This window comes from Arthrobacter sp. APC 3897, from assembly GCF_030407495.1.
GTDB lineage: Bacteria > Actinomycetota > Actinomycetes > Actinomycetales > Micrococcaceae > Arthrobacter_B.
In genome coordinates, this window is the sequence record NZ_JASDDG010000017.1 from 23,344 (window position 1) to 49,797 (window position 26,454).

The 26,454-nt window shown below is 66.4% G+C and carries 24 protein-coding genes and 2 pseudogenes; 19 read left to right on the plus strand and 7 right to left on the minus strand.

Annotation, left to right across the window (positions count from 1 at the left end; all coding sequences use genetic code 11):
• Positions 1-19: 19 nt before the first annotated feature.
• Positions 20-3,979 (plus strand): DUF4011 domain-containing protein, encoded by a 3,960-nt coding sequence (locus QMA10_RS09685; protein ID WP_290167861.1) that lies wholly within the window; start codon positions 20-22, stop codon positions 3,977-3,979.
• Positions 3,976-4,164 carry a hypothetical protein gene (locus QMA10_RS09690; protein ID WP_290167862.1) on the plus strand — a complete coding sequence of 63 codons (189 nt, stop codon included), beginning with the start codon at positions 3,976-3,978 and terminating at the stop codon, positions 4,162-4,164. Before QMA10_RS09685 ends, QMA10_RS09690 begins: the two co-directional genes overlap by 4 nt.
• A 26-nt stretch (positions 4,165-4,190) precedes the next feature.
• Here the strand turns inward: QMA10_RS09690 and cpaB are convergent, their stop codons facing one another.
• Positions 4,191-4,814: a Flp pilus assembly protein CpaB gene (gene cpaB / locus QMA10_RS09695; protein WP_290167863.1), complete on the minus strand. Its 624-nt coding sequence runs from the start codon at positions 4,812-4,814 to the stop codon at positions 4,191-4,193.
• A 178-nt stretch (positions 4,815-4,992) separates the two neighbouring features.
• Between cpaB and QMA10_RS09700 the strand changes: the two genes are divergently transcribed.
• A complete protein-coding gene (locus tag QMA10_RS09700; protein ID WP_290167963.1) occupies positions 4,993-5,145 on the plus strand; it encodes a hypothetical protein in 153 nt (50 codons plus the stop codon).
• A gap of 14 nt (positions 5,146-5,159) precedes the next feature.
• Here QMA10_RS09700 and QMA10_RS09705 read toward each other — a convergent pair.
• Positions 5,160-5,300, minus strand: a pseudogene (locus QMA10_RS09705) (FmdB family zinc ribbon protein); the annotation flags it as partial.
• A 98-nt stretch (positions 5,301-5,398) separates the two neighbouring features.
• Entirely contained in the window at positions 5,399-6,022 is a 624-nt protein-coding gene (locus QMA10_RS09710) for a 5-formyltetrahydrofolate cyclo-ligase (protein WP_290167864.1), read from the minus strand.
• A gap of 78 nt (positions 6,023-6,100) precedes the next feature.
• Here QMA10_RS09710 and galU point away from each other — a divergent pair, with 78 nt between their 5' ends.
• The 11 genes from galU (at position 6,101) to QMA10_RS09765 (ending at position 16,496) form a co-directional block, all read left to right on the plus strand.
• Entirely contained in the window at positions 6,101-7,006 is a 906-nt protein-coding gene (gene galU / locus QMA10_RS09715) for a UTP--glucose-1-phosphate uridylyltransferase GalU (RefSeq protein WP_290167865.1), read from the plus strand.
• Positions 7,007-7,010: 4 nt separating this feature from the next.
• The gene (locus QMA10_RS09720; RefSeq protein WP_290167866.1) at positions 7,011-7,625 is read left to right on the plus strand and encodes a GNAT family protein; all 615 of its coding nucleotides are present in this window, start codon (positions 7,011-7,013) and stop codon (positions 7,623-7,625) included.
• Between the two features lie 87 nt (positions 7,626-7,712).
• A complete protein-coding gene (locus QMA10_RS09725) occupies positions 7,713-8,747 on the plus strand; it encodes a hypothetical protein (RefSeq protein WP_290167868.1) in 1,035 nt (344 codons plus the stop codon).
• Between the two features lie 25 nt (positions 8,748-8,772).
• A complete protein-coding gene (locus QMA10_RS09730; RefSeq protein WP_290167870.1) occupies positions 8,773-9,966 on the plus strand; it encodes a phosphotransferase in 1,194 nt (397 codons plus the stop codon).
• Between the two features lie 57 nt (positions 9,967-10,023).
• The gene (locus tag QMA10_RS09735) at positions 10,024-10,950 is read left to right on the plus strand and encodes a BadF/BadG/BcrA/BcrD ATPase family protein (RefSeq protein WP_290167872.1); all 927 of its coding nucleotides are present in this window, start codon (positions 10,024-10,026) and stop codon (positions 10,948-10,950) included.
• Complete coding sequence (locus QMA10_RS09740) at positions 10,943-11,395, plus strand: NUDIX domain-containing protein (protein ID WP_290167873.1); 453 nt, start codon at positions 10,943-10,945, stop codon at positions 11,393-11,395. Before QMA10_RS09735 ends, QMA10_RS09740 begins: the two co-directional genes overlap by 8 nt.
• Positions 11,396-11,549: 154 nt before the next feature.
• Entirely contained in the window at positions 11,550-12,653 is a 1,104-nt protein-coding gene (locus QMA10_RS09745) for an ATP-binding cassette domain-containing protein (RefSeq protein WP_290167961.1), read from the plus strand.
• 1 nt (position 12,654) lies between these two features.
• Positions 12,655-13,425, plus strand: a complete 771-nt coding sequence (locus tag QMA10_RS09750; RefSeq protein WP_290167874.1) for an ABC transporter permease — start codon at positions 12,655-12,657, stop codon at positions 13,423-13,425.
• A 4-nt stretch (positions 13,426-13,429) separates the two neighbouring features.
• Positions 13,430-14,224, plus strand: a complete 795-nt coding sequence (locus tag QMA10_RS09755) for an ABC transporter permease (protein ID WP_290167875.1) — start codon at positions 13,430-13,432, stop codon at positions 14,222-14,224.
• A complete protein-coding gene (locus tag QMA10_RS09760; protein ID WP_290167877.1) occupies positions 14,221-15,183 on the plus strand; it encodes an ABC transporter substrate-binding protein in 963 nt (320 codons plus the stop codon). Before QMA10_RS09755 ends, QMA10_RS09760 begins: the two co-directional genes overlap by 4 nt.
• A gap of 95 nt (positions 15,184-15,278) precedes the next feature.
• Complete coding sequence (locus tag QMA10_RS09765; protein ID WP_290167880.1) at positions 15,279-16,496, plus strand: pyridoxal phosphate-dependent aminotransferase; 1,218 nt, start codon at positions 15,279-15,281, stop codon at positions 16,494-16,496.
• Positions 16,497-16,498: 2 nt separating this feature from the next.
• On the opposite strand, the gene QMA10_RS09770 is transcribed toward QMA10_RS09765, so the two are convergent.
• Complete coding sequence (locus tag QMA10_RS09770; RefSeq protein ID WP_290167882.1) at positions 16,499-16,738, minus strand: exodeoxyribonuclease VII small subunit; 240 nt, start codon at positions 16,736-16,738, stop codon at positions 16,499-16,501.
• 51 nt (positions 16,739-16,789) lie between these two features.
• Positions 16,790-18,061, minus strand: coding sequence for an exodeoxyribonuclease VII large subunit (gene xseA, locus QMA10_RS09775; RefSeq protein ID WP_290167883.1), 1,272 nt, complete (start codon positions 18,059-18,061; stop codon positions 16,790-16,792).
• 64 nt (positions 18,062-18,125) lie between these two features.
• Here xseA and QMA10_RS09780 point away from each other — a divergent pair, with 64 nt between their 5' ends.
• From QMA10_RS09780 to QMA10_RS09795, 4 genes are all read left to right on the plus strand, one after another.
• Positions 18,126-18,941, plus strand: coding sequence for a hypothetical protein (locus QMA10_RS09780; protein WP_290167885.1), 816 nt, complete (start codon positions 18,126-18,128; stop codon positions 18,939-18,941).
• Positions 18,942-19,027: 86 nt separating this feature from the next.
• Positions 19,028-20,107: a 4-hydroxy-3-methylbut-2-enyl diphosphate reductase gene (locus QMA10_RS09785; protein ID WP_290167887.1), complete on the plus strand. Its 1,080-nt coding sequence runs from the start codon at positions 19,028-19,030 to the stop codon at positions 20,105-20,107.
• Between the two features lie 22 nt (positions 20,108-20,129).
• Positions 20,130-21,215, plus strand: a complete 1,086-nt coding sequence (ychF, locus tag QMA10_RS09790) for a redox-regulated ATPase YchF (RefSeq protein ID WP_290167888.1) — start codon at positions 20,130-20,132, stop codon at positions 21,213-21,215.
• 150 nt (positions 21,216-21,365) lie between these two features.
• The gene (locus QMA10_RS09795; RefSeq protein ID WP_290167889.1) at positions 21,366-22,856 is read left to right on the plus strand and encodes a glycosyltransferase; all 1,491 of its coding nucleotides are present in this window, start codon (positions 21,366-21,368) and stop codon (positions 22,854-22,856) included.
• A 16-nt stretch (positions 22,857-22,872) separates the two neighbouring features.
• On the opposite strand, the pseudogene QMA10_RS09800 reads toward QMA10_RS09795, so the two are convergent.
• A pseudogene (locus QMA10_RS09800) lies at positions 22,873-24,972 on the minus strand (glycoside hydrolase family 3 C-terminal domain-containing protein); the annotation flags it as partial.
• A 291-nt stretch (positions 24,973-25,263) separates the two neighbouring features.
• Here QMA10_RS09800 and QMA10_RS09805 point away from each other — a divergent pair.
• Positions 25,264-25,659 (plus strand): hypothetical protein, encoded by a 396-nt coding sequence (locus QMA10_RS09805; RefSeq protein WP_290167891.1) that lies wholly within the window; start codon positions 25,264-25,266, stop codon positions 25,657-25,659.
• A gap of 15 nt (positions 25,660-25,674) precedes the next feature.
• On the opposite strand, the gene QMA10_RS09810 is transcribed toward QMA10_RS09805, so the two are convergent.
• Positions 25,675-26,319, minus strand: a complete 645-nt coding sequence (locus QMA10_RS09810; RefSeq protein ID WP_290167893.1) for an NAD(P)H-binding protein — start codon at positions 26,317-26,319, stop codon at positions 25,675-25,677.
• Positions 26,320-26,454 lie beyond the last annotated feature (135 nt).

A 26,454-nucleotide genomic window follows, 5' to 3' on the forward strand; every position in this document is an offset into this window, starting at 1 on the left:
AAGCGATAGTTTGGAAGGTATGCCAATTTGGTCAAGAACGTCGCGCGGAAGTGCAGAAAAGAGGGCACCAGTGTCTGAGCAGAATCCCGGGGATATCGCCTCGGACTTCCTGCTGCCGTGGCTGGGACAACTGGGACAGCATGCCGGATCGGACACGTTGCTTCACTTCACCCCGTCACCGTCCAACAGCATCGACCTGACACACGCTCATCCGTCGGGTCTGGCCCAGCTGCTGGCAGGGCGCCGGACACGGCTGTCCACGCTGCTGCGTGATTCGGAGCAGTACGGAGCCGCCATGAAGGCCGGCCGCCTCCTGCGCGCCAAGATCTATGAACTCGGCACGGACCGCGGGATCGACGTCGGCTACCTGGCCGCCGGCACGGCATCCTGGCGCTATGCCGCTGACGCCGCTGTTCGCCCCGAGTCGCTGACCGCTCCGGTCCTGCTCACTCCGGTCTCACTGACCGTGCACCCCTCACAGGACGACTATGAGCTGCAGCTTACCGACAAGGCAGCCCTGAACCCTGCCTTTGTCCGTCACCTGCAGCATGAACAGGGCCTGGACATTGACGTCGAGGCGCTGGCGCGTCTTGCCTACGGCACCGCCCGGTTCGATCCCCACCCGGTCCTGGAGAAACTGCGGGCCGTCACGGAGGGCGTCCGCGGCATCAACATCGAACACCGTCTCCTGGTCTCCACCTTCGCTGACTTGTCGGATCCGGCCGAAGACAGCGCCCTGGATCCCGCGCACCCCATCCTGCGCGCCCTGATGGACTCCGCACGCGGAACGGGCCGCACTGTCCCGGAGATCAATGACCCGGGACTGCCGCCGCTGGATGACCGGCTCCCGGCAGATGAACTGCTGGTGATGGACGCCGACCAGGAACAGCAGGACGTACTGGACCTGATTCTGGACGGCCAGTCACTGGTGGTCTCCACGCCGCCCGGTACCGGACAGACCCAAACGGCCCTCAATGCCGCTGCTGCGCTGGTCCATGCCGGGAAGTCCGTGCTCGTGGTAGCCGAACGCCGCGGCACGCTGAACCAGTTTGTCTCCGAACTGGATGCCCTGCACCTGGGGTCCGCCGTGCTCCAAATCAACGCCGGCCTCACTGAGCAGCAGCTGAAGGATCAGCTGATCCGGGCCATCGTCCGCAACGAAAAGGCCGCGGACCCGGACCTGGAAAGCCTGCACAAGGTCCTGGTGTCCAACCGGCACCAGCTGCGCGACCACGTCAAGTCACTGCACAACGTGCGCCAGCGCTGGGGCTGCTCGCCCTACCAGGCCATGCAGTCCCTGGCGGAACTCACCTCCATGGACCCGGCCCCGGCCACCACCGTCCGGCTCAAGCGCAGTGTCCTGGACAGCATCACGGACCGGACCGAGCTGACCGGAAGGCTGCGCCGGGCTGCTGAACTGGGCAGCTTCAGCCGTGCCGCCACCACCAGCCCGTGGTTCGGCGCCAAGCTGCTCAACCGCAAGGAAACGGAAGAGGCGTACGAGCTCACCCAAAGCCTGGCCCGGGATCTCCCCGAGCTGCGCGCAAAGGTGCAGTCCGTTGCCGAGCATTCACAGATCCGCCTTGGTGAAACCTTCGCGCAGTGGGGCGAGCAGCTGGAGCTGCTGGTTGCGGTGCGTGAAAGCCTGGACAAGTTCACTCCGGATATCTTCGACCGTCCGGTCAGCGACCTGATTTCCGCCACGGCGTCCTCGTCCTGGCGGCGTGAACGTGCCGTGGACATGAGCTCCATGACCCGTTCCCGCCTGCGGCGGGTTGCCAAGGAATACATCCGGCCCGGCGTGCACATTTCAGACCTGCACTCCTCGCTGGTTGAGGTCCAGCAGCAGCGCGCCGTCTGGGGCCGCTATGCAACAAGCCAGCGCCACCCCTCTGTGCCCACCGGGCTGGCGGACATCAACCGGTCCTACATCACGGTCAAGGAACAGCTGGACACCCTCACCGGCATTCTTGACGGGACACCCGCCAAGCCAAACCTCGCCGAGCTGACGCTGGATGAGCTGGAAAAACAGCTTGATGCGCTGGCGGGGGACCGCGAGACGCTGGACACCCTGCCCGAACGCACCCTCCTGCTGGACGAGATGCGCGGCCAGGGACTGGGCGAGCTGCTGGATGACCTCGAAGCCCGCGAAGTCCAGCCCCGGCATGTTGGCTACGAGCTGGAACTTGCCTGGTGGCAGTCGGCCCTTGAAGCGATGATCAGCGGCGACGATTACCTGGCAATGTCCGACGGCGACAGCCTGCGCCGGCTCGAAGCCGAGTACCGGCTGGCGGACAACGCACACATTGCCTCCGGCAGCGCCCGGGTGCGGTTTGCCCTCGCCGAAAGGTGGCGCCGCGGCGTTGAGGCCGCGCCTTCCAAAGCGGCCGCCCTGCGCGACGCCATCAAGAACGGCCCGCTCACCCTGCCGGACCTGTGCACGCAGTCAACCGAGCTGGTTTCCTCGCTGCTGCCGGTCTGGGCAGCCAGCCCGCTGGTCCTGCCGATGGTGCTGCCCGGCACGCGGTCCTTTGACGCCGTCCTTGTCCTTGACGCGGAATCCACTTCCCTGCAGTCCGCGGTGCCGGCCCTGGCACGGGCCACCCAGGTCATCGCCTTCGGCGACGGGCAGCTCGGCGGTCCGCGGCCGTTCACGATTGGCGTTGAACCCTCCCGGCCGGCGGGGGAGGAGCAGGAGCTCGTCAGCGTCTTCGAAGCACTGGACGCGGTCCTGCCGACCCGGACCCTGTCCACCGTGTACCGCGGCACCGACCGCGCACTCATGAACCAGCTCAGCCGCAGCTTCTATGACGGCCGCCTGACCATGGTTCCGCGCGGTGCCGAGGTTTCCTCCGGCGGACGTCCGCTCACCGTCGAATACCTGGCGGACGGCACCGGCATGCCCAGCTCCGAGCACGAAGGCGTCGAAAGCGTGGCCGCCGAGGTTAACCGCGTTGTTGACCTGGTATTCGAGCACATCCGCCGCCGCCCGCACGAGTCACTGGCAGTCGTCACGGCCAGCCCGCGGCACGCCGTCCGGGTTGCCGAGGCGATCCGGGTGCAGATGGCCAATTTCCCCTGGGCCTCGGACTTCTTCACTCCGGGCAAGGAATCCTTCCGGGTGGTCCCCGTGGACCGCGCGGCAGGGTTGGTGCGAGACAGTGTGATCTTCTCCCTCGGGTTCGGACGCACTCCCCACGGCCGTGCACTGCACACCTTCGGGCCGCTGTCCGCGTCCGACGGGCGGGGCAAATTCCTCACCGCCATGACCCGTGCCCGCAGCCGGCTGCATGTCCTGACCTGTTTCCGGCCGGAGGACCTGGACAAGTCCCGTCTCGGTTACGGGGCCCTGGATTTCTACGACCTCATCAAGAGGGAACTGGACCAGCCGGCGCCTTCCCCCGCCCAGAAGGGCCTTGCTCCCGAGTCAGGCCCGGCATCCCGCGGAGCGGACAATCCGGCAGGCGGGATCATGGAAGAGGACCCGCTGGTGGCTGACCTCGTCAACCGGCTGCGGGCCCGCGGCGCCAGAGTGTGGGACCACTACCAGGGAGCCATCGACATTGTGGCCACCGTTGACCGGAGCAGCACCGGCGGTGAACCTGCCGTGCCGATGGCGATCGAGTCCGACGGCACCGAACGGTACCGGACCATGAGCGTGCGCGAACGCAGCCGGCTGCGGCCCCAGCTGCTGGAACGTCTGGGCTGGCGCTACATGCCGTTGTGGACCATTGAGGTCTTCAGCGATCCGTCAGCCTGCGCAGACCTGGTGGGACGCTACCTCAACCTGCCGGCACTTAAGGACGGCGAAGGAAAGCCGGTCAAGACTGTGGGGACGTCCGTCAGCGGGTCGCTTGCCCGCCGCGGCAACATCCCCTCGACGCCGCACGGCAGCAGCCGAATCAAGGAACGCACAACCGCAGCACCTGCGCCCGAGACGGATCCGGATGAATCAAACCGGGAGGCACCGCGGCCGTGACGCCCCGCAAGCCACACCGCCGCGCGAGCGGGGGCACCGTCCCCCGCCCGCTGCCGGCACGCAAGGAAGAAGTACCGCCTGAGCTGAAGGCCAAGGCAGTGGAGGACGACCCGCGGGTGTGGGGCGATGAGCCGGAAGACCGGGACACCTGGCTGCTGGAACAGCGCCCGCCCCACTGGGACTGACAGCCCTGCGCAACAGCCGGGAAGGTTCAGCCCCCGGTGAGGACGAGGTGTACCTGGCCGGATCCTGAGGCGGCGGCAAGGGCGGCCGCCTGATCCGGTGCGGCCGCCAGCACCACTAAGGCATCGGTTTCGGCGGAACCCGGCCAGGCGGCAGCACCGTCGGCAGCAGCCGTCCACAGGATGGGGGTTCCGGCGGCGAGAAGAACGGGGCCATCCGGGTTCTGCAGCCCGTCCGGCCCCGCCAGGACAACATCCACCAACTGGCCCGGTACCAAGAGGCCTGCCATGGCGGGATCGGCAGGGCGGACCGCCACCGCCACCGAACCAGGGGGAGCGCCGGTCAGCAGTCCGGACCCCACAAGCGATGTCTGCAGCACCGGACTGCCCTGTTGCAGGGCCGTGGCGAGCCGGCGGCCGGCAGTTTGACCGGGCGCTGCAAAGGAACCCGGCGGCACGGCCGCTGCCGGAACCGTGATGGTCCGGAGGTCCCGTGAAGTGAGCACCGCTCCCGCCGGAAGATCCGCGGCAGAGACGACAACCGAAACCTCACCGGCGGCAGGGGGCAGCAGTGCCTGGACGGCGGTGCCGGCGGCGGCGCAGAACAACAGGGCTGCGAGCAGGCGGCGGCGGCGGAGCAGGAATCGTCTCATCCGCAGCCGAAGGGCAGGGGCTGGACGGGGACGTGATGCGGGGTAGGGACTCACGCACCGAACCTAGACCCGGACAACCGGCCAGGGCGCGGGGGCGTTCCCCAGCTGGGGAAAGTTCCCGCCCCGGGACGCGCTGGGGAGGAGCGTTGGGGCCGTCCGCTAAGCGGCTGAGGAGCCCGTGCCCGAGGACGACCCGGAGGATCCTGCGGAGGCGGAGGAAGTCGCCGGTGACGGTGAGGAAGCAGCAGCAGAGGAAGTGGATGATGCGCTGTCAGTCTTGCCCTTAGCAGCCGGAATGGTGCTCTTGGCATCGCGGGAATCAGTGCGGTAAAAACCCGACCCCTTGAACACCACCCCTACACTGTTGAACTTTTTCCTCAGGTTGCCGCTGCACTCGGGGCAAACCGTCAGGGTGTCATCGGTGAAGGACTGCTGGATATCGAATGTGTGGCTGCAGTCCTTGCAGGCATAGGCATACGTAGGCACTGTTACTTACTCCTCCTGAAAACCAAGATGTCAGGGCCCCTGCCCGGATGAGTAGCTGGCTAGTGCCAGATCCGGCTGGCACTCGGTGCCCTTGAGTGCTAACTATACACCGGCTCCAGCGGCAGGGCCGTCCATTGTGAGGGGGTTAGCACCGCGTCCGCCGGCTGGTCCAGGGAATCGGACATCCAGGACCCGGCAGGGGCAAATTCCTCGTCATAGACCACGCCAACCGCGGGGGCACTGTTGCCGGCCGCCCTGAAACCCGCCAGGAACCGGTCGTAATAACCGCCGCCCTTGCCCATGCGCATTCCCCGGGCATCAACGGCCAGGGCCGGGATCAGGAGCAGCTCGAGGTTTGGGAGATCCTGTACCTGCAGCCGGGGGCCGGCAGGCTCGGGAACGGACGGGAAGAGTCCTGGAACAAGACGGGACCCGGGCGTCCAGCGGCACCAGGAGAGCCGGCGGTCCGGCTCGCAGACGGGAACGACGACGTCGTACCCCCTTGCGTGCAGCTCTGCCAGCAGCGGACCGGTGTCAGGTTCGCGTCCGGCGGACAGGTACGCCGCCACCGTGGCAGCCGGGGATACCAGGCGGGGGATGACTGTGAAAGCGCGGGACGCCAGAGCCCGGCCGGCTTCCAGCGGAGCGGCGGACGGCAGCTCGCGCCGGCGCCGCCGATATTCGTTTCGGGCCTGGTCCTTGGGCGCAGCAGAGTGTGGCATCCGCCCATTGTCCCAACAGCGGTCGGAAAATGGCGTGTATTTGGTGGAATGGGGTTGGGCTTATGTACTCTTACGGACATGACTTCACGCGCCACCGTAACCAAAGCCGTAATTCCCGCAGCCGGGCTGGGTACCCGGTTCCTGCCGGCAACCAAAGCGATGCCGAAAGAAATGCTGCCGGTAGTGGATAAGCCCGCCATTCAATATGTGGTGGAGGAAGCCGTAAATTCCGGTATGTCCGACATCCTGATGATTACCGGCCGCAACAAGCGATCCCTTGAAGATCACTTTGACCGCGTCCCCTTTATCGAGAAGACGCTGGAAGACAAGGGAGACCTCGAAAAGCTCGCACTGGTGCGGGCTGCTTCCGAACTGGGTGAGATCCACTACCTGCGCCAGGGTGACCCCAAGGGTCTGGGGCACGCCGTGCTGCGCGCCAAGCTTCACGTCGGCGACGAGCCTTTCGCAGTGCTCCTCGGTGATGACCTTATTGACGCCCGTGACGAACTCCTGGCCCGGATGGTCGAGGTCCAGGCGAAAACCGGCGGTTCGGTGATCGCCCTCATCGAGGTGGAGCCCGAGCAGATCAGCGCCTACGGCTGCGCCGACATCTCCGTGGTCGAAGGCGAAGACTACGTCCGTGTGAACAAGCTGGTTGAAAAGCCCGATGTTGCCGACGCACCGTCCAACCTGGCCGTCATCGGCAGGTATGTCCTGCACCCGGCTGTGTTCGATGTGCTGGAGGAAACCGGCCCCGGACGCGGCGGAGAAATCCAGCTGACCGATGCGCTGCAGACCCTGGCCGCACGGGAAGAGGGTGAAGGTGCCGGCGTGTACGGCGTCGTCTTCCGCGGCCGCCGCTATGACACCGGCGACAAGCTGAGCTACCTGAAAGCCGTAGTGACGCTGGCCTCCGAACGTGAGGACCTGGGCCCGGACCTGCGCGAATGGCTCAAGGACTTCACCGGTACGCTCGAAAGCTGATGCAGTGCGGGGGTCGGCCATCTGGCCGGTGACGCTGGAATGCGGCGACGTTGGGCTGCGCCCCATCCGCTACCGTGACCGGCGCGAGTGGACGGACCTCCGCATCCGCAATGCACAATGGATGGCGCCCTGGGAAGCAAGCAATCCGCTTCCCGGCGGCGATCTTCCGTCCTATGCGGCCATGGTGCGCAGCCTGAACCAGCAGGCGCGCCAGGAATCGGCGCTCCCCTTCCTCATCACGGAACGCGAGGGGCTCCGCTCAGCGCCGCCGATCGCCGGGCAGCTGACGGTGTCCACCATCGTCTGGGGGTCCGCCCGGATGGCCACCCTGGGGTACTGGGTGGACGAAGCGAGGGCGGGCCGGGGGATCGCGCCCACAGCGGTTGCGCTGGCTACCGACCACTGTTTCGGCGCCCTTGGACTGCACCGGATGGAAATCAACATTAAACCGGAGAACGCCGCCAGTCTTCGCGTTGTGGAAAAGCTGGGATTCCGTGACGAAGGACTCCGGAAAAGATATTTGCACATTGCCGGTCAATGGGCGGATCACCGCAGTTTCGCCCTTACCACCGAAGATGTTCCCGAAGGTCTGCTGGCGCGCTGGCTGGCCCGATCATGACGGTGATGTGTGCTTTTTCGAGACGGAACTCCGACACACCGGCACTAATGCGCAATCAGCTGTGCATTAGCTCATAACGTCGTAGTTGTGGACTTCCCTCTTAACAGCTCCCTGATCCTGGCCGTCACCGTTGGTCTCTGGCTGCTGTGGGTTGCGCCCTATATTTTCCGCCTTTCGGGCACCGTGCCGGTGCCGGCCTCCCGCTCAACGGTTGGCCCGGCTCCCTCCTCAACAGCCATCCGCTCTTCCATCTCCGCTGATGGACTGTCCCAGCAGGGAAACACCACCATGTACAACGAGTCCACCTCGAACCGCGAATCCGCTGCCCTGCCCGGAAACCATGCACCCCGGACACCGTCCGCGGGTGCACCGCACGGGACCCAGGGTTCGACGCCGGTTTTCCGCGTGCGTTACGGGCGCACCGCACTGGCCCTCATCGGCGCACTGTCCCTGGCCGCAGTTGTCCTTGGACTGCCGCTGGCCGCATTCGGCGCGGCTTCGTGGTGGCTGCCGCTGGGCGCAGCCGGTCTGGCTGCAGCCGCGGTCGCCTCGCTTCGTGCCCTCACGGTCCGGGACCGCAGGCGCCGCATCGAGGCAGCCTTCCGGGCCGCTATGAGCGCCGGCAGCCGCCAGGCACCGGTGTACGCACCGCAGCCGGAGTACGAGGCAGATGATCCGCAGGAAGTTTTTACGGAACCCGCCCGGGCGCAGCGGGAAACAGTTCTGTTTGACGCTCAAAGCACCCCGGGCGCCGGCAGCGGATCCGCCGGGACCGGAGCTTCGGCAAAGACCGCAGTGACCACGGCGCCCGGTGCCGCCGGCCACCCGTTCACAGCAGCGGAACTGCGCAGTGCCGCCCTCAGTTTCGCTGCGGCCTCCGCCCCGCAGGGTCCTCCGCGTCCGCCGAAAACCTCCGCGACCCCGTGGGAGCCGATTGCAGTGCCCAAGCCGATCTATGTGGAAGCACCCGTGGCCCAGCGTCCGGCACCGGAGCCGCTTGTTCCGCCGCGGACTCCCAAGCCTGCCGGCCGCCCGTCCCTCCGTGCCGGGGGTGCCCCCGCTGCCGTTCCCGGGGCGGGCAAAATCAATCTCGACGATGTGCTCCAGCGCCGCCGCGCTTAAGAAATCGCGTTTGGAAGGTCCGGGCATGTCCGGACCGTTGAAGGCCGTGCTGCGCCCGCTGGGGTTGGTGCCCGTGGCCTGGCGCCACCTTCGCACCCACCACCGTCCGGGCGCAGGGATCAGCGCCCTCTACCGGGTCCAGACAGAACCCCGCCGCGGGACAGGGGGCAGCGCGGCCCTGCCCGTGGAACTCCAGGTGGGCGCCACCACCGCAGCACTGACCCCGGAGCAAAGCCTCCGGACAGTGCGGGGCTCCGTGGACGGTACGGCAGTGAGGCTCTGGGTCCATCCCCGCGATCCGGTGCTCCCGGGCCTGGCCTGGGCCACCAACCCCGGAGCCGTTGCCCGTGACCTCTTTGATGCCGCACCGAACGCCGCGGCATCGTTGACGCTGACGGCATACCGGCCGCTGCGGCGTGCAGTCATCCGCAGCACCTTCGAAGACGCCACTGCCTTCCTCAAAGTCCTGCAGCCAGGGCAGGCCCCGGGGCTGCGCCGCCGGCTGGAGACGGCTGCAGCCGCGGGGCTTCCGGTACCTGCGCTGCTGGACCTGCCCGCCGGGACCGTTCCGGAGCCGGACAGCATCCTGGCGCTGGGGGCTCTTCCCGGCCGTTCCCTGCATCAGCACCTGAACGGGTCCCCGGCCGACCTTGATCCGCAGTTGCTGCTCGATCTCCTCGCGGGACTTCCGACGGACGCCCTCACCTTTCCCCGCAGACCCGCCTGGGCCGAACGAATCGTGGACTACGCAGCCGGAGCCGCCGTCGCGCTCCCGCAGCGGGAGCAACGGATCACCCGCTCTGCCCGTGAGATCGATGCCGCGGTGAACGGTACTGATCCGGGCCCGCTGGTGCCCGCACACGGTGATTTTCACGGCGGCAACATCCTCGTCGACGTCGGCCCGGCCGGGAGCAGGATCAGCGGAATCCTCGATGTGGACGCCCTGGGCCCGGGCCGCCTGGTGGATGACCTCGCCTGTTTCGCGGGGCACCTGTTTGTTTTTGCGGCGGTCAACCCGCTGAACCCCGCTTTGCGGTCCTCCGCCGAGCGGTTTGCCCGGGCCTTTGCCGCCGAAACGGATCCCGCAGCCCTCTACTCCCGGGCGGCAGCCGTGGCTCTGACCCTCGTGGCCGGTGCGGCAGGGCGGGGACCTGAAGCAGCGGAGCGAACGCTCGCCGCTGCGGAAGACCTTCTGCACCGTTCCCGGGAACGTTACTGACGCACCGAAACTGCTCCGGACGTGCCGGTTGCCGCTGCAGGAAAGTAGGGTGGACAGATGGACACTATCCACGGAACCCAAGGCGGAGGTTCCGGCCAGATCACCATTGGGCTGGACATTGGCGGAACCAAAACCCGGGGGCTGCTCCTCATCGACGGGGTTCCCTCCGGTGAAGCGGTAAGCGGAAGCGCCAATGTCCAGAACGTTACTCGCGCGCAGGCTGCTGCCAGCCTCGCTGAAATCTTCACCGCCCTCGGCACCGCCACGGTTGACCGCGTGATCGCCGGTTCCGGCGGCGTCGACACTGCAGACGACGCCGCTGCGCTTGGGGCGCTGATCAGCCCGTATGCTCCGGACGCAACGGTGGACGTCATCCATGACACCCGCCTGGTCCTGGCGGCGGGACAGACGCCGGCCGGCGTCGCTCTGATTGCCGGTACCGGCTCCGTGGCGTGGGGGATCAACCCCGCCGGGGACGAAGCCCGCTGCGGCGGCTGGGGCTATCTTCTGGGAGACGAGGGAAGCGCCTACTGGATGGGACGAGAAGCAGTCCGCCATACGCTGCGCCGATTCAACCTCGGCGAGCAGCCGGATGAGCTGTCCGCAGCGCTCATGGCCGCCTGCTCCGTGACCGATCCCGAGCAGCTCATCGCCAGGTTCCACGCCGCCGACACCGGACGCCGGTACTGGGCCTCGAAGGCCGCTGTGGTCTTCGACGCCGTTCATCAGGGAAACGCCGCCGCCGCCGAGATTGTGGCCGCAGCCGCACGCCGCCTCGGCGGGCTGGCTGCGGACACCGCCCGTTTGCTGGACATCTCCGGGCCCGTGGTGGTCGGCGGTGGTCTTGGCATGAACCAGCCGCTGCTTCAGGACCTGCTGCGGCAGGACCTGGAACGCGCAGGACTGACCGGCATCCGTTTCCTGGACCAGGACCCGGTGTACGGCGTGCGGTATTTGGTTGAACAGGATGTCCGGCGTGGCTGAAAGTTTCGACACCCGAGTGGCCGCCTACGCCGTCATCATCCGCAACGGCAGCATCCTTCTCTCGCACTGGCGTGACCACGGGTACTCCGGCTGGACCCTGCCCGGCGGGGGACTTGAGGTGCGCGAGGACGCGCCCGCCGCCGTCGTGCGGGAAGTCCGCGAGGAGACCGGCTATATTGTGGAACCCGGGGAGCTGCTGGGGGTAGACAGTATCTTCATTGAACCGGAGCACCGGTTCCCGGGCCAGAGCCGAAACCTGCTGCACGCACTGCGGATCATCTACCGTGCCCGTGTCCTGTCAGGAACACTGACCCACGAGCTGGACGGCAGCACCGACGAGGCGGCCTGGGTGCCGCTGGACCGTGTACCGGAGCTGGGGCCGACCCCTCTGGTGCAGGCAGGGCTGAAGCTGGCAGCCATCCGCACGCCTGTCCGTTCCGAATGATCTGCTGGACTACATCCACCGGGTGTCCTACCGTGAACACACGTCAGGACGGCCCATCTGCGGAACCCCCGCAGCCACAGGCGGGACTCCCGCACCAAAAACGGAAGGTTTCCCCATGACCCTGCCGGACTCCGCCCCGCGGGCCGCCGAACCGATGATCACCTTCCGCGGTGTCACCAAGTCCTTTGCCGGCTCGCCGTCGCCCGCCGTGGAGAACCTGAGCATGGACATCTCCCGCGGTGCCGTCACCGTCTTTGTTGGACCCTCCGGCTGCGGAAAGACAACGTCCCTGCGCATGATCAACCGCATGGTGGAACCCACGTCAGGGACCATCACGGTGGACGGCGACGACGTCAGCGGGGTGAAGGCTCCGCGGCTCAGGCGGTCCATGGGATACGTCATGCAGTCTGCGGGCCTGATGCCGCACCGCACCGTGCTGGACAACGTGGCAACCGTTCCCCGCCTCAACGGGCAGTCCAAGGACGCTGCCCGGAAGCGTGCCGCGGAACTGCTCGACGTCGTCGGACTGGCGTCAACGATGGGCGGGCGGTACCCGGCCCAGCTTTCGGGCGGACAGCAGCAGCGGGTGGGTGTAGCCCGTGCGCTCGCCGCCGATCCTCCCGTGCTGCTCATGGATGAGCCCTTCAGCGCCGTGGACCCGGTGGTGCGTGCCGAACTGCAGCAGGAACTGCTGCGCCTGCAGCGGGACCTGGCAAAAACCATCGTCTTCGTCACCCATGACATTGATGAAGCAACCATCCTGGGAGACAAAGTTGCGGTTTTCGGTGCGGGCGGACGGCTGGCACAGTACGCGGCACCCGAAGAGATCCTGCGCGCACCGGTGGATGACTTTGTGGCCGGCTTCGTGGGGCGGGACCGGGGATTCCGGCATCTTTCCTTCCAAGCCGGACACGGCGTGCCGCTGCATCCGGTGCAGCTCCTGACCCCCGCCCAGCTGGCGAATCCCGCGGCCGCCGTGGAAGGGAACTGGGCGCTCGCGGTCGACGACGGCGGGCGGCCGCTGGGCTGGGTGCCGGCCTCCCGCCGGAACTCGGTCACTGCTCCGGAGCAGCTGGTTCCGGGAGGATCGCTCTACCGTGAGGGGGAGACCCTGCGCCAGGCCCTCGACGCCGCACTGTCCTCGCCCGCGGGACTCGGCGTGGCCGTGGACGGAGAAAACCGTGTCACGGGAACCATTCGGGCAGCAGAGGTGCTGGACCTCATCGAACAGGCCAGGCTGCAGCGGAGCGCGGGCTGACATGGAATGGTTCCTCTCCCACACGGACCAGGTGTTCCGGCTGACCGGACTGCACCTGTACCAGTCCATCGTGCCGCTGGTCCTGGGTATCCTCATAGCGGTGCCGCTGGCAGCGCTGGTCCGCAACAGCAGCCGTGTCCGCGGCACCATCCTTGCCGCCGGATCGCTGCTCTACACGATTCCGTCCCTGGCACTGTTCGTGACGCTGCCGGCCATCCTCGGAACCCGAATCCTGGACATCAGCAACATCATCATTGCGCTAACCATCTACGCCGTCGCGCTCATGCTGCGCGTGGCCGTTGATGCCTTCGACTCCGTGGATGACGGCGTCCGGCAGGCCGCCGTGGCCATGGGGTACAGGCCGTTGCGCCGCTTCCTCACCGTGGACCTGCCGCTGTCCGTGCCGGTCCTGATTGCCGGGCTGCGCGTGGTGTCGGTCAGCAACATCTCCATGGTCAGCGTGGGAGCCCTCATCGGAGTGGAGAACCTGGGCTTCTTCTTCCGGGACGGCCTGCGGCGCTACTTCATCACCGAAATTGTGGTGGGCATTGTTGCCACCCTGGTCCTGGCCTTCCTGATGGACCTGGTGTTTGTCCTGCTGCAGCGTGCGCTGACGCCCTGGCTGCGCGCGGGCCGGGTATCGGCAGCCTCCCCGGGTCTGTTCGGGCTGCGCCGGCGCAGGCGGGGCAGCACGTCCGCGGCCGCCCCCGCAGACGCGGCCCCGGGCGGCATCCCGGTTGCGGCACCCGACGTCGCCGTGAAGGGGGCATAGTCCCATGCCCGTGACGATTCCCCGCACCGAGTACACCTCCACCAATGCCCTGGGCCAGGGCTGGGAATGGCTGACTGATCCCGCAAACTGGACCGGGGCCGCCGGAATTCCCATCCGCACCCTGGAACACCTGCAGTACACCGGCCTGACGCTGCTGATCGCCGCGGCCATTTCGGTGCCGATCGGCTTGTTCATCGGGCACACCGGACGCGGCCAGCTGGCCGTGGTGACCATCTCCGGACTGCTCCGTGCCCTGCCGACCCTGGGCATGCTGACCCTCTTTGTGCTCCTGGCAGGCCTGGGCCTCATGCCGCCCATCTGGGCCCTGGTCCTGCTGGCGGTACCGCCGCTGCTCGCAGGTACGTATTCCGGGATTGCCGCCGTGGACCGCAGCATCGTGGACTCGGCGCGCAGCATGGGCATGACGGAACTGCAGATCCTGCTCCGGGTGGAGATCCCAAACGGGCTGAAGGTCCTGTTCGGCGGCCTGAGGGGTGCCACGCTGCAGGTGGTGGCCACCGCCGCAGTAGTAGCCACCATCAATCTTGGCGGACTTGGACGGTACCTGATCGACGGACTGGCCGTCGGTGACTACGGCAGGGTCTTCGGGGGTGCGGTCATCATCGCTTTGCTGGCGCTTGCCGTGGATGCCGTGATTGCGCTGGCCGCACGGCTTTTGATTTCACCCGGGCTGCAGAAGGGCCGCACAGCCGCGGCCGGTACCGCAGCCCCAACCTCAACCACACCCACCGGCGGCGGCGGATTAGCTGTTGCCGGCTCACAAGGAGGAAAACAATGACGCAGCACAAGCGCCGGATCGCCCGGCCCAGAGGACTGACCGTTCTGGCCGGAGGCATCACGCTGGCTCTCGGACTGGCGGGCTGCAGCGGCGGCGGAGGTGACCCGCTGGCCTCGGAATCGCCGTCGGAAAGCGCTGCGTCCGGCGCTGCCGAAACCATTGTGGTGGGCTCCGCGGACTTTCCTGAATCCAGCACCTTGGCGGAGATCTATGCCGGTGCGCTGAACGGCGCCGGCATTCCCGCTGAAACCAAGCTTGGCATCGGCTCACGCGAGGTCTACCTCCCCGCGCTGGAAGACGGATCCATTGACCTGATCCCGGAATACTCCGGAGCACTGCTGGTGGGGGTGGACCCGGACACCGAACTGGTGGACGCCGGTGAAATTGTTGATGCGCTGCCCGATGCCCTGCCCGAGGGGCTGGTGATCCTTGAGCCTTCCGACGCGGAAAACAAGGATGCCATGGTGGTCACCAAGGCCACCGCCGAGAAGTACTCGCTGGAGAGCATCGAGGATCTGGCCGAGGTCTGCGACCAGCTGACCCTGGCCGCTCCGGCCGAGTTTGCAGAGCGTGCCCAGGGCCTGGCCGGGCTCAAGGACAAGTACGGCTGCGAGTTCAAGGAATTCACGCCGATCGGTGACAGCGGCGGGCCGTTGACCGTGGACGCCCTGCTCAAGGACGACGTTCAGGTTGCCGATATCTACACCACCACACCGGCCATTGAAGAAAATGACCTGGTGGTGCTGGAGGACCCCAAGCAGAACTGGCCCGCCCAGCAGGTGGTTCCGCTGGCCTCCTCGCAGGCCGTCAATGACCAGGCTGCGGAAGTACTGAACAAGGTGTCCGCGGAATTGACCACCGAGGACCTGATCGAGCTGAACCAGGCGGTCAGCGGGGACCAGAAGATGGATCCCAGTGAGGCGGCCCGCATGTGGCTGGAGGAAAAGGGCTTCGCCTAACCGTCGCCTAACCTTCGCCTCAGACGCCTTTGCCGGGACCCCTTTTCCGCTTCACATGTGCGGGGAGGGGTCCCTGCCTGTGGCACGATGTTTTTATGGCCGAATTCAAGCAGTCCCACAAGCTCCACAACGTTCTCTATGACATCCGTGGGCCGTTGCTCGAGCATGCACAGCGCATGGAGGCAGCCGGTCAGCGGATTCTGAAGCTGAACATCGGCAACCCCGCTCCCTTCGGTTTCGAGGCGCCGGAAGCCATTTTGGTGGACATGATGCGCCACCTGCCGAAGGCCCAGGGATACAGCGATTCCCGCGGCATTTTCTCGGCCCGCACCGCCGTCGTCCAGTACTACCAAAGCCGCGGCATCCAGAACATCGACGTGGACGACGTCTACCTCGGCAACGGCGTGAGCGAACTGATTACGCTCTCGCTCCAGGCACTGCTGAACAACGGTGATGAGATCCTGGTGCCGGCACCGGACTATCCGCTGTGGACCGCCTCGGTTTCACTGGCCGGCGGCACCGCAGTGCACTACATGTGCGACGAGGATCAGCACTGGTGGCCCGACGTTGAGGACATCGAAGCGAAGATCACCGACCGGACCAAGGGGATTGTCCTGATCAACCCCAACAACCCCACCGGTGCGGTGTATCCGGAGCACATCGTCAAGGCGATCGTGGATCTGGCCCGCAAACACGGGCTGATCATCTTCTCGGACGAAATCTACGAAAAGATCCTGTACGACGACGCCGTGCACGTGAACTCAGCCACCGTCACCGGCGAGGACGTCCTGTGCCTGACCTTCAGCGGCCTGTCCAAGGCGTACCGGATTGCCGGCTACCGAAGCGGCTGGATGGCCATCTCCGGACCGAAGCATGAGGCCCAGGACTACATCGAGGGCATCAACCTCCTTGCCAACATGCGTCTGTGCGCCAATGTTCCGGCCCAGCACGCCATCCAAACCGCGTTGGGCGGCTACCAGAGCATCAATGACCTGATCCTGCCCGGCGGCAGGCTCAAGGCGCAGCGCGACCTGGCCCACAAGATGCTCAATGACATTCCCGGTGTGAGCTGTGAGCTGTCCATGGGTGCCCTGTACCTGTTCCCGAAGCTGGACCCGGAGGTTTATCCGATCGCCAGCGACGAACAGTTTGCCCTGGACCTGCTCAAGCAGCAGAAGATCCTGATTTCAGTGGGCACAGCCTTCAACTGGGTGCGGCCGGACCATTTCCGGATGGTGACGCTGCCCAACGTGGATGACATTGAGGACGCCATGATCCGGCTCGCGGAGTTCCTGAGCACCTACAAGCAGTAGGGCTACTCGGCCTGCGCCTGTTCGCGGGCGGCATCGAGACGGCGGCGGGCACCTTCCAGCCAGGATTCGCAACGGCTGGCAAGCTGCTCGCCGCGCTCCCAGAGGGCCAGTGATTCCTCCAGTGAGGCGCCTCCTGTTTCAAGCCGGCCAACCACGGAAACCAGTTCGTCCCGGGCCTGCTCGTAGCTCATGGCTTCAATGTCTGCCGGGATGGTGGATGCTTCGTTTGCTGCGGAGTTCATCTGCGGGTCTTCTTTCGATTGGAGCGTCTAATTCTGGTGGTGAAACCGGGGTTATTCAGGCACGGCTGCAACGGCACCCAGTTCGCCGGCGGCAACCCGGATGCGCAGACGCGCGGCGTCGGGAACGGCCGCCGCGTCACGGACCACGGAGCCGTCCGCAAGCTGCACGACGGCGTAGCCGCGGTCCAGCGTGTTCTGCGGCGACAGGGCGCGGACCTGCGCGCGCAGGTAGGCGATCCGGTCCGAGTCCCGCCGCACTTCGGCAGTGATGCAGGACAGGGCGCGTCCGCGCAGCCGCGAGATGTCCTCCCGGCGCCCGTCCACCATGGTCTGGGGTGCTGCCATCACGGGACGGGACCGGATGTGGTTCAGCCGATCGGTTTCCCGGCCGACGGTCAGCTCCACAATGCGCCGCAGCTGGGCCCGGGCCGCAGCAATGCGCTGCAGCTCTTCGCCCACATCCGGAACAATCCGCTTGGCCGCATCGGTGGGCGTGGAGGCCCTCAGGTCCGCGACCTCATCCAGGAGCGGCCGGTCCGCTTCATGGCCGATGGCACTGACCACCGGGGTCTGCGCGGCGGAGACCGCCCGGACCAGGTCCTCATGGCTGAAAGGCAGCAGGTCCTCCAGGGAACCGCCGCCGCGGGCAATCACAATCACGTCCACTTCCGGCAGGGCGTCCAGCTGGGCCAGTGCCCGGGTCACCTCCGCCACGGCGTTGACGCCCTGTACGGCAACCTCGCGAACTTCAAAGTCGACGGCCGGCCAGCGCAGGGACGCGTTGCGGATGACGTCCTTCATGGCATCGGAGTTGCGCCCGGTAATCAGCCCGATGCGGTTGGGCAGCAGGGGCAGCGGCAGCTTCCGGTCCTCCCGGAACAATCCTTCGGCGGCCAGGGACTGGCGCAGGCGTTCGATCCGGGCCAGGAGGTCACCGATGCCCACCGGGCGGATGTCCCGGGTCTGCATGGAGAGGCGTCCGGTCTTGACCCAAAAATCCGGTTTGACCTGGGCCACCACCCGGGCGCCGCGTTCCAGCGGCAGTTCCAGCCGGTTCATGACCGTGCTCCACACGGTCAGTGACAGCGAAATCTCCGCATCGACGTCGCGCAGCGTGATGTAGGAGGCGTTGGCCCGCTTGTTCAGCTCGATAATCTGCCCCTCCACCCAGGTAGCGGGGGCGCGGTCGATATAGCTTTTCAGGTTCCGCGACAGCAGCTGCAGCGGCCACGGATTCTCGGGACTGGTTTCCGCGGCGGTCTTCGGCAGGCTCGTCGCAGCGGCGGGCTCGTCGGGTTCGGTGCGGTCTATGGGGTCTTGCATAAGTTAATGTCTATCAGGTGCCGCCCACAACGCGGGTTCCGCAACCAGAGTGAGGAAATACCCGATGCGAACATTCGGCTCGGCCATCTTGGGTTTTGCTGCCGTCCTGCTGGCAGTCGCCGCCCTGTGCTCGGCGTGGGTCGCCGAGAACGTGGTGTCGGAAAAGGGTTTTGTGTCCCTCGTCCAGCCGCTGGGCACCGACGAAGCATTCCAGCGGGAGCTCGCGGAGGAGCTGGGGCAGCAGGTGACCGAAAGTGTCCAACTGCCCGACGCCGTGGCTTCTTTTGTGCAGCCGCTGATCACCAGCGCGGTACAGGGCGTGCAGTCGCTGCCCGGGTATCCGCAGGCCTGGGACGAGACGTTGGAGCGCTCGCACACCCAGACGTTCGACGGCGACGGCGGAGTCACCCTGGACCTCGCCCCCGTGGTGGGGCTGGTAACGAACGAGCTGGGCAGCGCCGCCGGGACGGAAGTGCCGGCACCGGAGCAGTCGCTGCTGGACCTGGGCAGTGCAGAACAGCGGGAAGAAATCGACTTCACAGCGAAGGCCGCCAACGCATGGCCCTATCTCGGACTGGGAGCGGGCATAGCAGCGGTGCTGTCCCTGCTGGTGGCGCGCAGCCGCGCAGGAGCCCTGGCCTGGATGGGGGCAGGGGCCCTGCTGGCAGGGGGAGCGCTGTGGCTTGCCGCCGGTTCCCTGTCCGCGCTTGCCGGCCGTCCTGCCTACAGCAGTGCCCTGGCTGAGACTTTTGCCGCAGCGTTCGCCGCGGAAGCCGGACCCAGCTTGCAGGCGTGGACGCTGCCGTTCATGGTAGGTGCGGCTGTGCTCCTGGTGCTGGGACTGCTGGTGCGTGCCATCGCCGGGTCCGGGCGGCGCTGAGTGCTCTGATCCGGGAGCAATGCGCCGACAGCGGACGGAACGCGGCCGCGCGCATTCGGTGCCGGTCCACCCGATAGCATGGAGGCATGACCAGCACTGCCGTTTCCGTGCCTATGCCCACCGTGCCGCGCAGGCGCCGCAGCCCGCAGGAGGTAGCCGCCGCAGCACCCGTCTCCGGTGACCGCCGCGTCCTGCTCGCCGCACCGCGCGGCTACTGCGCCGGCGTCGACCGCGCAGTCATTGCCGTGGAAAAGGCCCTGGAGGCCTACGGGCCGCCCGTGTACGTCCGCAAGCAGATTGTCCACAACCTGCATGTGGTCCACACCCTCGAGGAAAAGGGTGCCATCTTCGTCGATGAAACCGACGAGGTCCCGGAAGGGGCGCGGCTGATCTTCTCTGCCCACGGCGTCTCTCCCGCCGTCGTGCAGTCCGCCATGGACCGGAACCTGCAGACCATCGACGCGACCTGCCCGCTGGTGACCAAGGTCCACAAGGAAGCGGTGCGTTTTGCCCGCGACGACTTTGACATCCTGCTGATCGGACACGAAGGCCACGAGGAAGTCGAAGGCACCTACGGCGAGGCTCCCGAGCACACCCAGATTGTCAATGGTCCCGAGGATGTGGACAAAGTGGTGGTCCGGGATCCCAACAAGGTGATCTGGCTGTCCCAGACCACTCTGAGCGTGGATGAAGCCATGCACACGGTGAACCTGCTGCGCAAGCGTTTCCCCACCCTGCAGGATCCGCCCAGCGACGACATTTGCTACGCCACCTCCAACCGGCAGGCTGCCATCAAGAAGATCGCCCCCGAGGCCGATCTGGTGCTGGTGGTTGGGTCTGCGAACTCCTCGAACTCCGTACGGCTGGTGGAGGTTGCGCTGGAATACGGTGCCAAGGCCTCGTACCGCGTGGACTTCGCCAATGAAATTGACGAGAGCTGGTTTGAGGGCGTTGCCACTGTTGGCGTGACGTCCGGCGCATCCGTGCCGGAAAACCTGGTGCAGGACGTCCTGCACCTGCTGGCTGAGTACGGTTACGGCGACGTCGAGGAAGTGGTCACGGCGCAGGAAGACATCATCTTCTCCCTGCCCAAGGAAATCCGCGCCACCCTCAAAGCCATGGGCGATACCTCGCGCGGTCTGGGCGGGCGGCGCGCCGGAGCCTGAGCGGCACCGGTATGATTGCAACGTGGCTCTTACTATTGGCATCGTCGGCCTGCCCAACGTCGGCAAATCAACCCTGTTCAATGCGCTGACCCGTAACAACGTTCTGGCGGCGAACTATCCGTTCGCCACCATCGAACCGAACGTCGGCGTCGTATCGCTTCCTGACCCGCGGCTGGCCAAGCTGGCCGAAATTCACGGTTCCGCGCGCATCCTTCCGGCAACCGTGTCCTTTGTGGACATTGCCGGCATCGTCAAGGGCGCGTCGGAAGGTGAAGGACTGGGCAACCAGTTCCTTGCCAACATCCGCGAGGCCGAGGCGATTGCCCAGGTGATCCGCGTGTTCGATGACCCCGACGTCATCCACGTGGACGGCAAGGTGGATCCCCGCTCGGACATGGAGACCATCAACACCGAACTAATCCTGGCTGACCTGCAGACGCTGGAAAAGGCGATTCCGCGGGTGGAGAAGGAGGTCAAGATCAAGAAGCGCGAGCCCGCGCAGCTGGCTGCCATGCAGGCCGCCCAAGCTGTCCTGGAGCGCGGCGACACCATCTTCTCCTCCGTGGAGAAGGACAAGCTGGAGATGGAGCACCTGCGCGAGCTGAGCCTGCTCACCGCCAAGCCGTTCATCTACGTGTTCAACGTGGACGACGCCGTGCTGGGCAACCCGGAGCGCCAGGAAGAGCTGCGTTCCCTCGTGGCTCCGGCAGATGCCATCTTCCTCGATGCCAAGCTCGAAGCCGACCTGGTGGAGCTGGATGAAGAAGAAGCCCGCGAAATGCTCGAGATGAGCGGCCAGGAAGAGTCCGGCCTGGACAAGCTGGCCCGTGTCGGCTTCCACACCCTGGGCCTGCAGACCTACCTGACGGCCGGTCCCAAGGAAACCCGCGCGTGGACCATCCGCAAGGGCGACACCGCCCCGCAGGCTGCCGGCGTCATCCACACCGACTTCCAGCGAGGCTTCATCAAGGCCGAGGTTGTCTCCTTCGATGACCTCGCCGAGGCCGGTTCCATGGCCGAGGCCAAGTCCCGCGGCAAGGTTCGCATCGAAGGCAAGGACTACGTCATGGCCGACGGCGACGTGGTGGAGTTCCGCTTCAACGTCTAGATTTTTCCTGAACCAAGAAATGCCGCCCTCCGTTAAGTTTCGGGGGCGGCATTTTCGTAGGTATGAGGGAAAGGGTGCAGGAGCGTGACTCCCACGGTGAGGGAGAGGCTTGGGTCCGAAGGGCGATGCTGCCCCTGCTAGCCTCGCTTCATGCGCAAAACGTCGGCACGAACTCCCAAGACCGCTGCAGGGGAGCGCGTACTGATCCTGTCCGCAGGGGTGGGGTCCGGGCATAACAGTGCCGCGGCAGCGGTCCAGCAGGCGTGCGCCGCGCGTGCCGACGTCGCCGAGGTTCAGGTACTGGACGTGCTGCAGGTCAGCAGCGTGCTGTACCGGGCGCTGCTGAACAAGGGCTACTTTGTCCTGGTCGAGGGCCTGCCGTGGCTGATTGACTGGGGCTACGACATCAGTGACCGTCCCTTCCGGCGCCGGGGCCCGATAGACCCCTGGACACGGATGAACTCCGTTCCGGTCATCGATGCGATCAAGCGGTTCCGCCCGACCGCGATTGTCTGCACACATTTCCTGCCCGCCCAGCTGCTGGCGTCGCTGCTCCTTCGCGGCGTGACCAAGGCGAAGACCGCCGTCGTGACGACGGACTATGACTTCCAGGGACTGTCACTTACCGGCGCGTTCCACGCGCTTTTCCTGGCCCGCGAGGAGGGGCGGGTGGAATTGATGGCGCTGGGCCTGCCCTCCGACCGCGTCGCGGCCCCCGGGATTCCCATTGCTCCGCAGCCGGAGGCCGCGCCCGAACGCGATACAGCCGAGCCCCCGATGCTGCTGATCTCCGCCGGCGCGAGCGGCGGCGACTACGCTGTTTCGGTCGTACGGCAGACGCTGCACATGCGCTCGCCCTTCACCGCGACTGTCGTATGCGGACGCAATGATGCACTGCGGGAGCGTATCGACGATCTCGTGGCACCCGCCGGAGACCGCTACCGCGTGCTCGGTTTCACGACGGAGATGCCGGAGTTGCTGCGCCGCGCGGACCTGTTTGTGGGCAAGCCCGGCGGGTTGTCAGTGTCGGAGTGCATGGCTGCCGGGCTGCCCATGGTCCTGGTGAACCCCATTCCGGGGCAGGAGGTCCGCAACGGCGACTACCTGCTGGAGCAGGGGGCGGCGGTCCGCTGCAACTCTCCCGCGACAATCGGCTGGAAGATCGACGAGGTGCTGCGCGAGCCGGGCCGCCTGCAGCGAATGCAGGCCGCGGCGCACAGAACGGGCCGACCCGATGCTGCTGCGGATGTGCTGTCCGGGCTGCTGGACGGGCCGTCCCGTCCGCTGGTCGTATCCCGCGCGGCACAGAAGACAATCCTCTCCGCGAGCGAGGAGCGCGTTGTCGCGACCGATCTAAGCGGACCATCCGCGCTGGTCCGGTTGATCGATTCGGCTGCAGGCAGCACGGTTGCCCTGCTGCAGGCTGAGGAGCTGGAGGATTTGCAGCAGCGGTACGGAACCTCGGACGGGGGCCTGGTGCTCCGGCGCGGCCAAGCGTTCAGGTCGCTGAGGCGGGAGGAGCGGCGGCTGCTCCGCGCCATCCTGGGGCAGGATGACATCCTGTCTGTCCGCGTTCAGAGAGCCCGTCCTCATCGGCGGGTTCCTCAGGGCACCGCAACGGGACCGCGTCCGCCCAGCTGACCGGGCTGTGCTGGCCGGCGAGCAGGGCCCAGTCGCCGGAGCGGGGGAACCAGCGCCGGGTGTCTGGATCGCGCTGCAGTGTGGGACCCGCATCCAGGGAAACCCGCACCGTTGTCTCCGCGCCGGGGTGCAGTGTCACCTTTTGGAAGCCCAGAAGCTGGGCCACCGGTCTGGGAACTGACACATCCGCGGCGTAGATCTGGACAACGGTGGAGCCCTTGCGGTTACCCGTGTTCGTTACGAGCACGTCAGCGGTGCCGCCCGTGTTGTCGAAGCGATGCCCGCGAAGGCGGTGTTCAAACCTGGTGTAGCTCAAGCCGAACCCAAACGGGAACGCCGGCGTGTGTCCGTCGCCGTCGAGCCGGCGTTGACCCCACTTGTTGTCGTACACGACGGACTTCGCCGTGCGGTCAAACGGCGGCAGATGCGCGGGGTCCGCGGGCAGCACAAACGGCAGCCGTCCGCCGGGTTCCGCAGCACCGGTCAGCACATCTGCCAGCCCCCGGCCGCCTTCCATACCGCCGTACCAGGCGAAGACAAGCGCGGGCGCTAGGTCCCGCCACTCCTCGGTGAGGATCGCACTGCCGCCGATCAGTACGACGACGGTCCGCGGGTTCGCGGCCGCGACGGCGCGGATGAGGCGCACATCGGAGGGGCGCAGGTTCAGCGAGCTGCGGTCCCCGCCCCGGACGAACCGCGACGCCAGATGCGCGAGACCAATGACGACCCGGCGGAGGGGTCCCGCGCGAAAGGCCCGGCCGAGCACACCGACGTCGACGCCGCCGGTGACAACGGACTCGCCCTCGTCATGCTGGTCCAGGCCGACGACGACGACGGCCGTGTCCGCGGCGGCCGCCAGCGCGGCGGCGGTGCGTTCCTTCCGACCTGACGCAGCCGTGATGCGCACCCGGGGGAGCGCCTCGCGCAGCCCCTGCAGCGGCGAGACCGTGGCGGGAGGCCGGACTCGTGACGAGCCGTGATCGCCCAGGTTCGCCCGGGCCGCGAGCCGCCCGATCACCGCGAGCCGGCCGGTAGCGGGAGCCAGCGGCAGGAGCGGTGCATCGCCAAGAACTTCATTCTTCAGCAGCACAATGGACTCCACGGCGACCCGGCGGGCCAGCGCCCGGTGGGCGGGGGAGGCGATGAGGGCAGCGCTCGGCGTCGCCAACTCCCGGGTGGCGGCATGCTGCACGCTGGTGCGCAGGATGCGGCGCGCAGACTGCAGCACAGTGGCGCGGGCCAGCTCTCCGCTGCGCAGCGCGGCAGGCAGGTCACGTGCGCGAACCAGCCGCAGCGGCATCTCCACGTCCATCCCGGCCTGCAGGCTGGAGACGGCGTCGTGGGTGCCGAACACCCAGTCGCTGGTCACAAAGCCCGGGAAGCCCCACTCATGCCGCAGCACATCGGTGAGCAGGGCGTGATTGACATCCATGTACTCGCCCCGCACCCGGTTGTAGGAACTCATCACCGAGTCGGCGCCGGCGTCCACAACCGCCTTGAAATGCGGCAGGTACACCTCGTGCAGGGCATGGTCGTCGACCGACACATCAACCTCGAAGCGCTCGTCCTCCATCGAGTTGAGCGCGAAGTGCTTCACGCATGCCATTGCGTGGACCCGTACGCCCCGGGTCATTGCTGATCCCATCCGGCCGGTGAGCACCGGATCCTCCCCGTAGCACTCCTGCGCCCGGCCCCACGCGGGGTGGCGGAGCAGATTCACGCAGATGGACGCGGAGTAGTTGGCGCCCCGCGCCCTGGTTTCCAGACCGACGGCGAGCCCGACCTGTTCCTCCAGTGACGGATTCCAGGTGGCGGCCCGCGCCATCGTCACGGGGAAGGCGGTGGAGGCGCCAATCACGACTCCGCGGCCACCGTCGCTGAAACGTATGCCCGGGATGCCAAGCCGAGGCACCGCTCCGGCCACGAACGGCCGCCGGTGCAGCAAAACCGGGATGAGCGGGAGCAGCGGTCCGGGGGAATCGCCGTCGAGCAGGCCTAGCAACTCCCTGTCCGTCATCCGCTTGATCAGTTGTTCGGCGGCTTCATCCGCGTTGAGTTCGCCGGCCCGGACTGCCCGGACCGCTTCGGGGTAGGCGCTCGCCGTCGTCATCTTCATGGACTAGATTCTGCACCCTGTCCGGTTCGGGCAGTGGAGCGTGCTCACGATGCATTGGTGGCTGCAACAGCCCACGTTGCATTTTTCGGAGCTTTCTCCACCGTGACCAGCAGGCGGATGCCCTGCAAAGGCAGCGAGGAAGTGATCTCTTGGCCCGTGCCGTCCTCGCTGAAATCGCGGCTGGTATTCCACCGTACGAAAACGCATGTGAGCATCATTCCTTGCAACTAAGGGCATGAAAAGTGTCGGATATAAGCGGTCTGACGTCCTTGGGGCGGTAGTCTCCGCGTTATGACTTACGATATTTTGGCGTTCGACCCCGGCAGCGTGACTGATGTCGATTTTCCTGCTTGGTGGAATGAACAATCACGTTGGGCGGAAAGCCATTCATATGATGACGCAGCCGTAACAACCCCCTCATTGAGTAACTTTTACAATGAGCTGATTCAAACCTTTCCTCCGATGAACGGCCCAGATTCCCCAACGGATGCGCAGCTCGACCAGAATCCCGACTTGGAAGATCGGCTCACTGACTATTCGATTGGAACGGCTGTGGTCTACGGGGCGTTCGCGTGGAGTCAAAAGCCGGAAGCGCGGGAGCTTTTCACTTCACTGGCTTCGAAGCATGGCGTTGCTGTCACCTTGGTAAGCGACGCCGGAGAAATCCTGCGACCGCCCGGACAATGACCTTGGACATGCGCCCTAGTGCCCCACGGTGAACCTCTGTCGAGGATGTGCGTGATTCTCGATCTCGTCGACGAAGGCAAGCGCGAAGTCGGTACCGGAGATTTCTGAGGAGCCGTCATCCTTGGTCACCAGGATGTCGCCGCCCGTCCGGTAGGTACCGGTGGCCTCGCCCGGAGCGAAAACACCGAAGAGAGCTGCCGGGCTGACATAGAACCAGTCGAGGTCCTCGGGTGTCTGCCGCAGTGCCTCGAGAACTTCGGCGTGCGCCAGAGCTTCGGGCTTCCAGTCATCGACGAAGTCCGGTGTGTCGACCAGCCTCGGACCATCTTCCGCGACCAGCGACGAACCTGCCCCGCCAACGAAGGCGAGGCGTGCGCCGCCGCTGCGCGCGGCTTCGACCAGCTGCGGCATGTGGGCGGCAAGCGGAGCCCCGTCGACGTCGGCTCCGTGCACCGCCACGATGAGGACATCAGCGTCGGCGGCCGCCGCGGTGAGCACTTCCGGGGAAGCCAGCGAACCCGTGCGGTATTCGACTCCGTCCAGCGGCTCCTCAGGTGCATTGCGGGCGTAGGAGATCACCTGATGCCCGCGGGAAGCCGCCTCGCAGGCGATGTGTCCGCCGGCGTAGCCGGTTCCGCCGAAGATCACTACTCGTGCCATGTGCGTTCTCTCCTTGCAGCAGGGAGCCGGCAATTCCCCGGCGAAGATGGAACCCGCCGCCGGGGCCACCTATTCCCTCCCCGCCCGGGGTACTGAAGCGCCTGCTTCATGGCACCCTCTGCCGCCGCCAAAGGG

What these genes read in the sequence shown, in the direction of transcription:
- QMA10_RS09685 (WP_290167861.1), top strand. Translation starts at nt 20, where the DNA reads ATGCCAATTTGGTCAAGAACGTCGCGCGGAAGTGCAGAAAAGAGGGCA.
- cpaB (WP_290167863.1), bottom strand. Translation starts at nt 4,814, where the DNA reads ATGAGACGATTCCTGCTCCGCCGCCGCCGCCTGCTCGCAGCCCTGTTG.
- QMA10_RS09710 (WP_290167864.1), bottom strand. Translation starts at nt 6,022, where the DNA reads ATGCCACACTCTGCTGCGCCCAAGGACCAGGCCCGAAACGAATATCGG.
- galU (WP_290167865.1), top strand. Translation starts at nt 6,101, where the DNA reads ATGACTTCACGCGCCACCGTAACCAAAGCCGTAATTCCCGCAGCCGGG.
- QMA10_RS09730 (WP_290167870.1), top strand. Translation starts at nt 8,773, where the DNA reads ATGTCCGGACCGTTGAAGGCCGTGCTGCGCCCGCTGGGGTTGGTGCCC.
- QMA10_RS09735 (WP_290167872.1), top strand. Translation starts at nt 10,024, where the DNA reads ATGGACACTATCCACGGAACCCAAGGCGGAGGTTCCGGCCAGATCACC.
- QMA10_RS09745 (WP_290167961.1), top strand. Translation starts at nt 11,550, where the DNA reads ATGATCACCTTCCGCGGTGTCACCAAGTCCTTTGCCGGCTCGCCGTCG.
- QMA10_RS09750 (WP_290167874.1), top strand. Translation starts at nt 12,655, where the DNA reads ATGGAATGGTTCCTCTCCCACACGGACCAGGTGTTCCGGCTGACCGGA.
- QMA10_RS09755 (WP_290167875.1), top strand. Translation starts at nt 13,430, where the DNA reads ATGCCCGTGACGATTCCCCGCACCGAGTACACCTCCACCAATGCCCTG.
- QMA10_RS09760 (WP_290167877.1), top strand. Translation starts at nt 14,221, where the DNA reads ATGACGCAGCACAAGCGCCGGATCGCCCGGCCCAGAGGACTGACCGTT.
- QMA10_RS09765 (WP_290167880.1), top strand. Translation starts at nt 15,279, where the DNA reads ATGGCCGAATTCAAGCAGTCCCACAAGCTCCACAACGTTCTCTATGAC.
- QMA10_RS09770 (WP_290167882.1), bottom strand. Translation starts at nt 16,738, where the DNA reads ATGAACTCCGCAGCAAACGAAGCATCCACCATCCCGGCAGACATTGAA.
- xseA (WP_290167883.1), bottom strand. Translation starts at nt 18,061, where the DNA reads ATGCAAGACCCCATAGACCGCACCGAACCCGACGAGCCCGCCGCTGCG.
- QMA10_RS09780 (WP_290167885.1), top strand. Translation starts at nt 18,126, where the DNA reads ATGCGAACATTCGGCTCGGCCATCTTGGGTTTTGCTGCCGTCCTGCTG.
- QMA10_RS09785 (WP_290167887.1), top strand. Translation starts at nt 19,028, where the DNA reads ATGACCAGCACTGCCGTTTCCGTGCCTATGCCCACCGTGCCGCGCAGG.
- QMA10_RS09795 (WP_290167889.1), top strand. Translation starts at nt 21,366, where the DNA reads ATGCGCAAAACGTCGGCACGAACTCCCAAGACCGCTGCAGGGGAGCGC.
- QMA10_RS09805 (WP_290167891.1), top strand. Translation starts at nt 25,264, where the DNA reads ATGACTTACGATATTTTGGCGTTCGACCCCGGCAGCGTGACTGATGTC.
- QMA10_RS09810 (WP_290167893.1), bottom strand. Translation starts at nt 26,319, where the DNA reads ATGGCACGAGTAGTGATCTTCGGCGGAACCGGCTACGCCGGCGGACAC.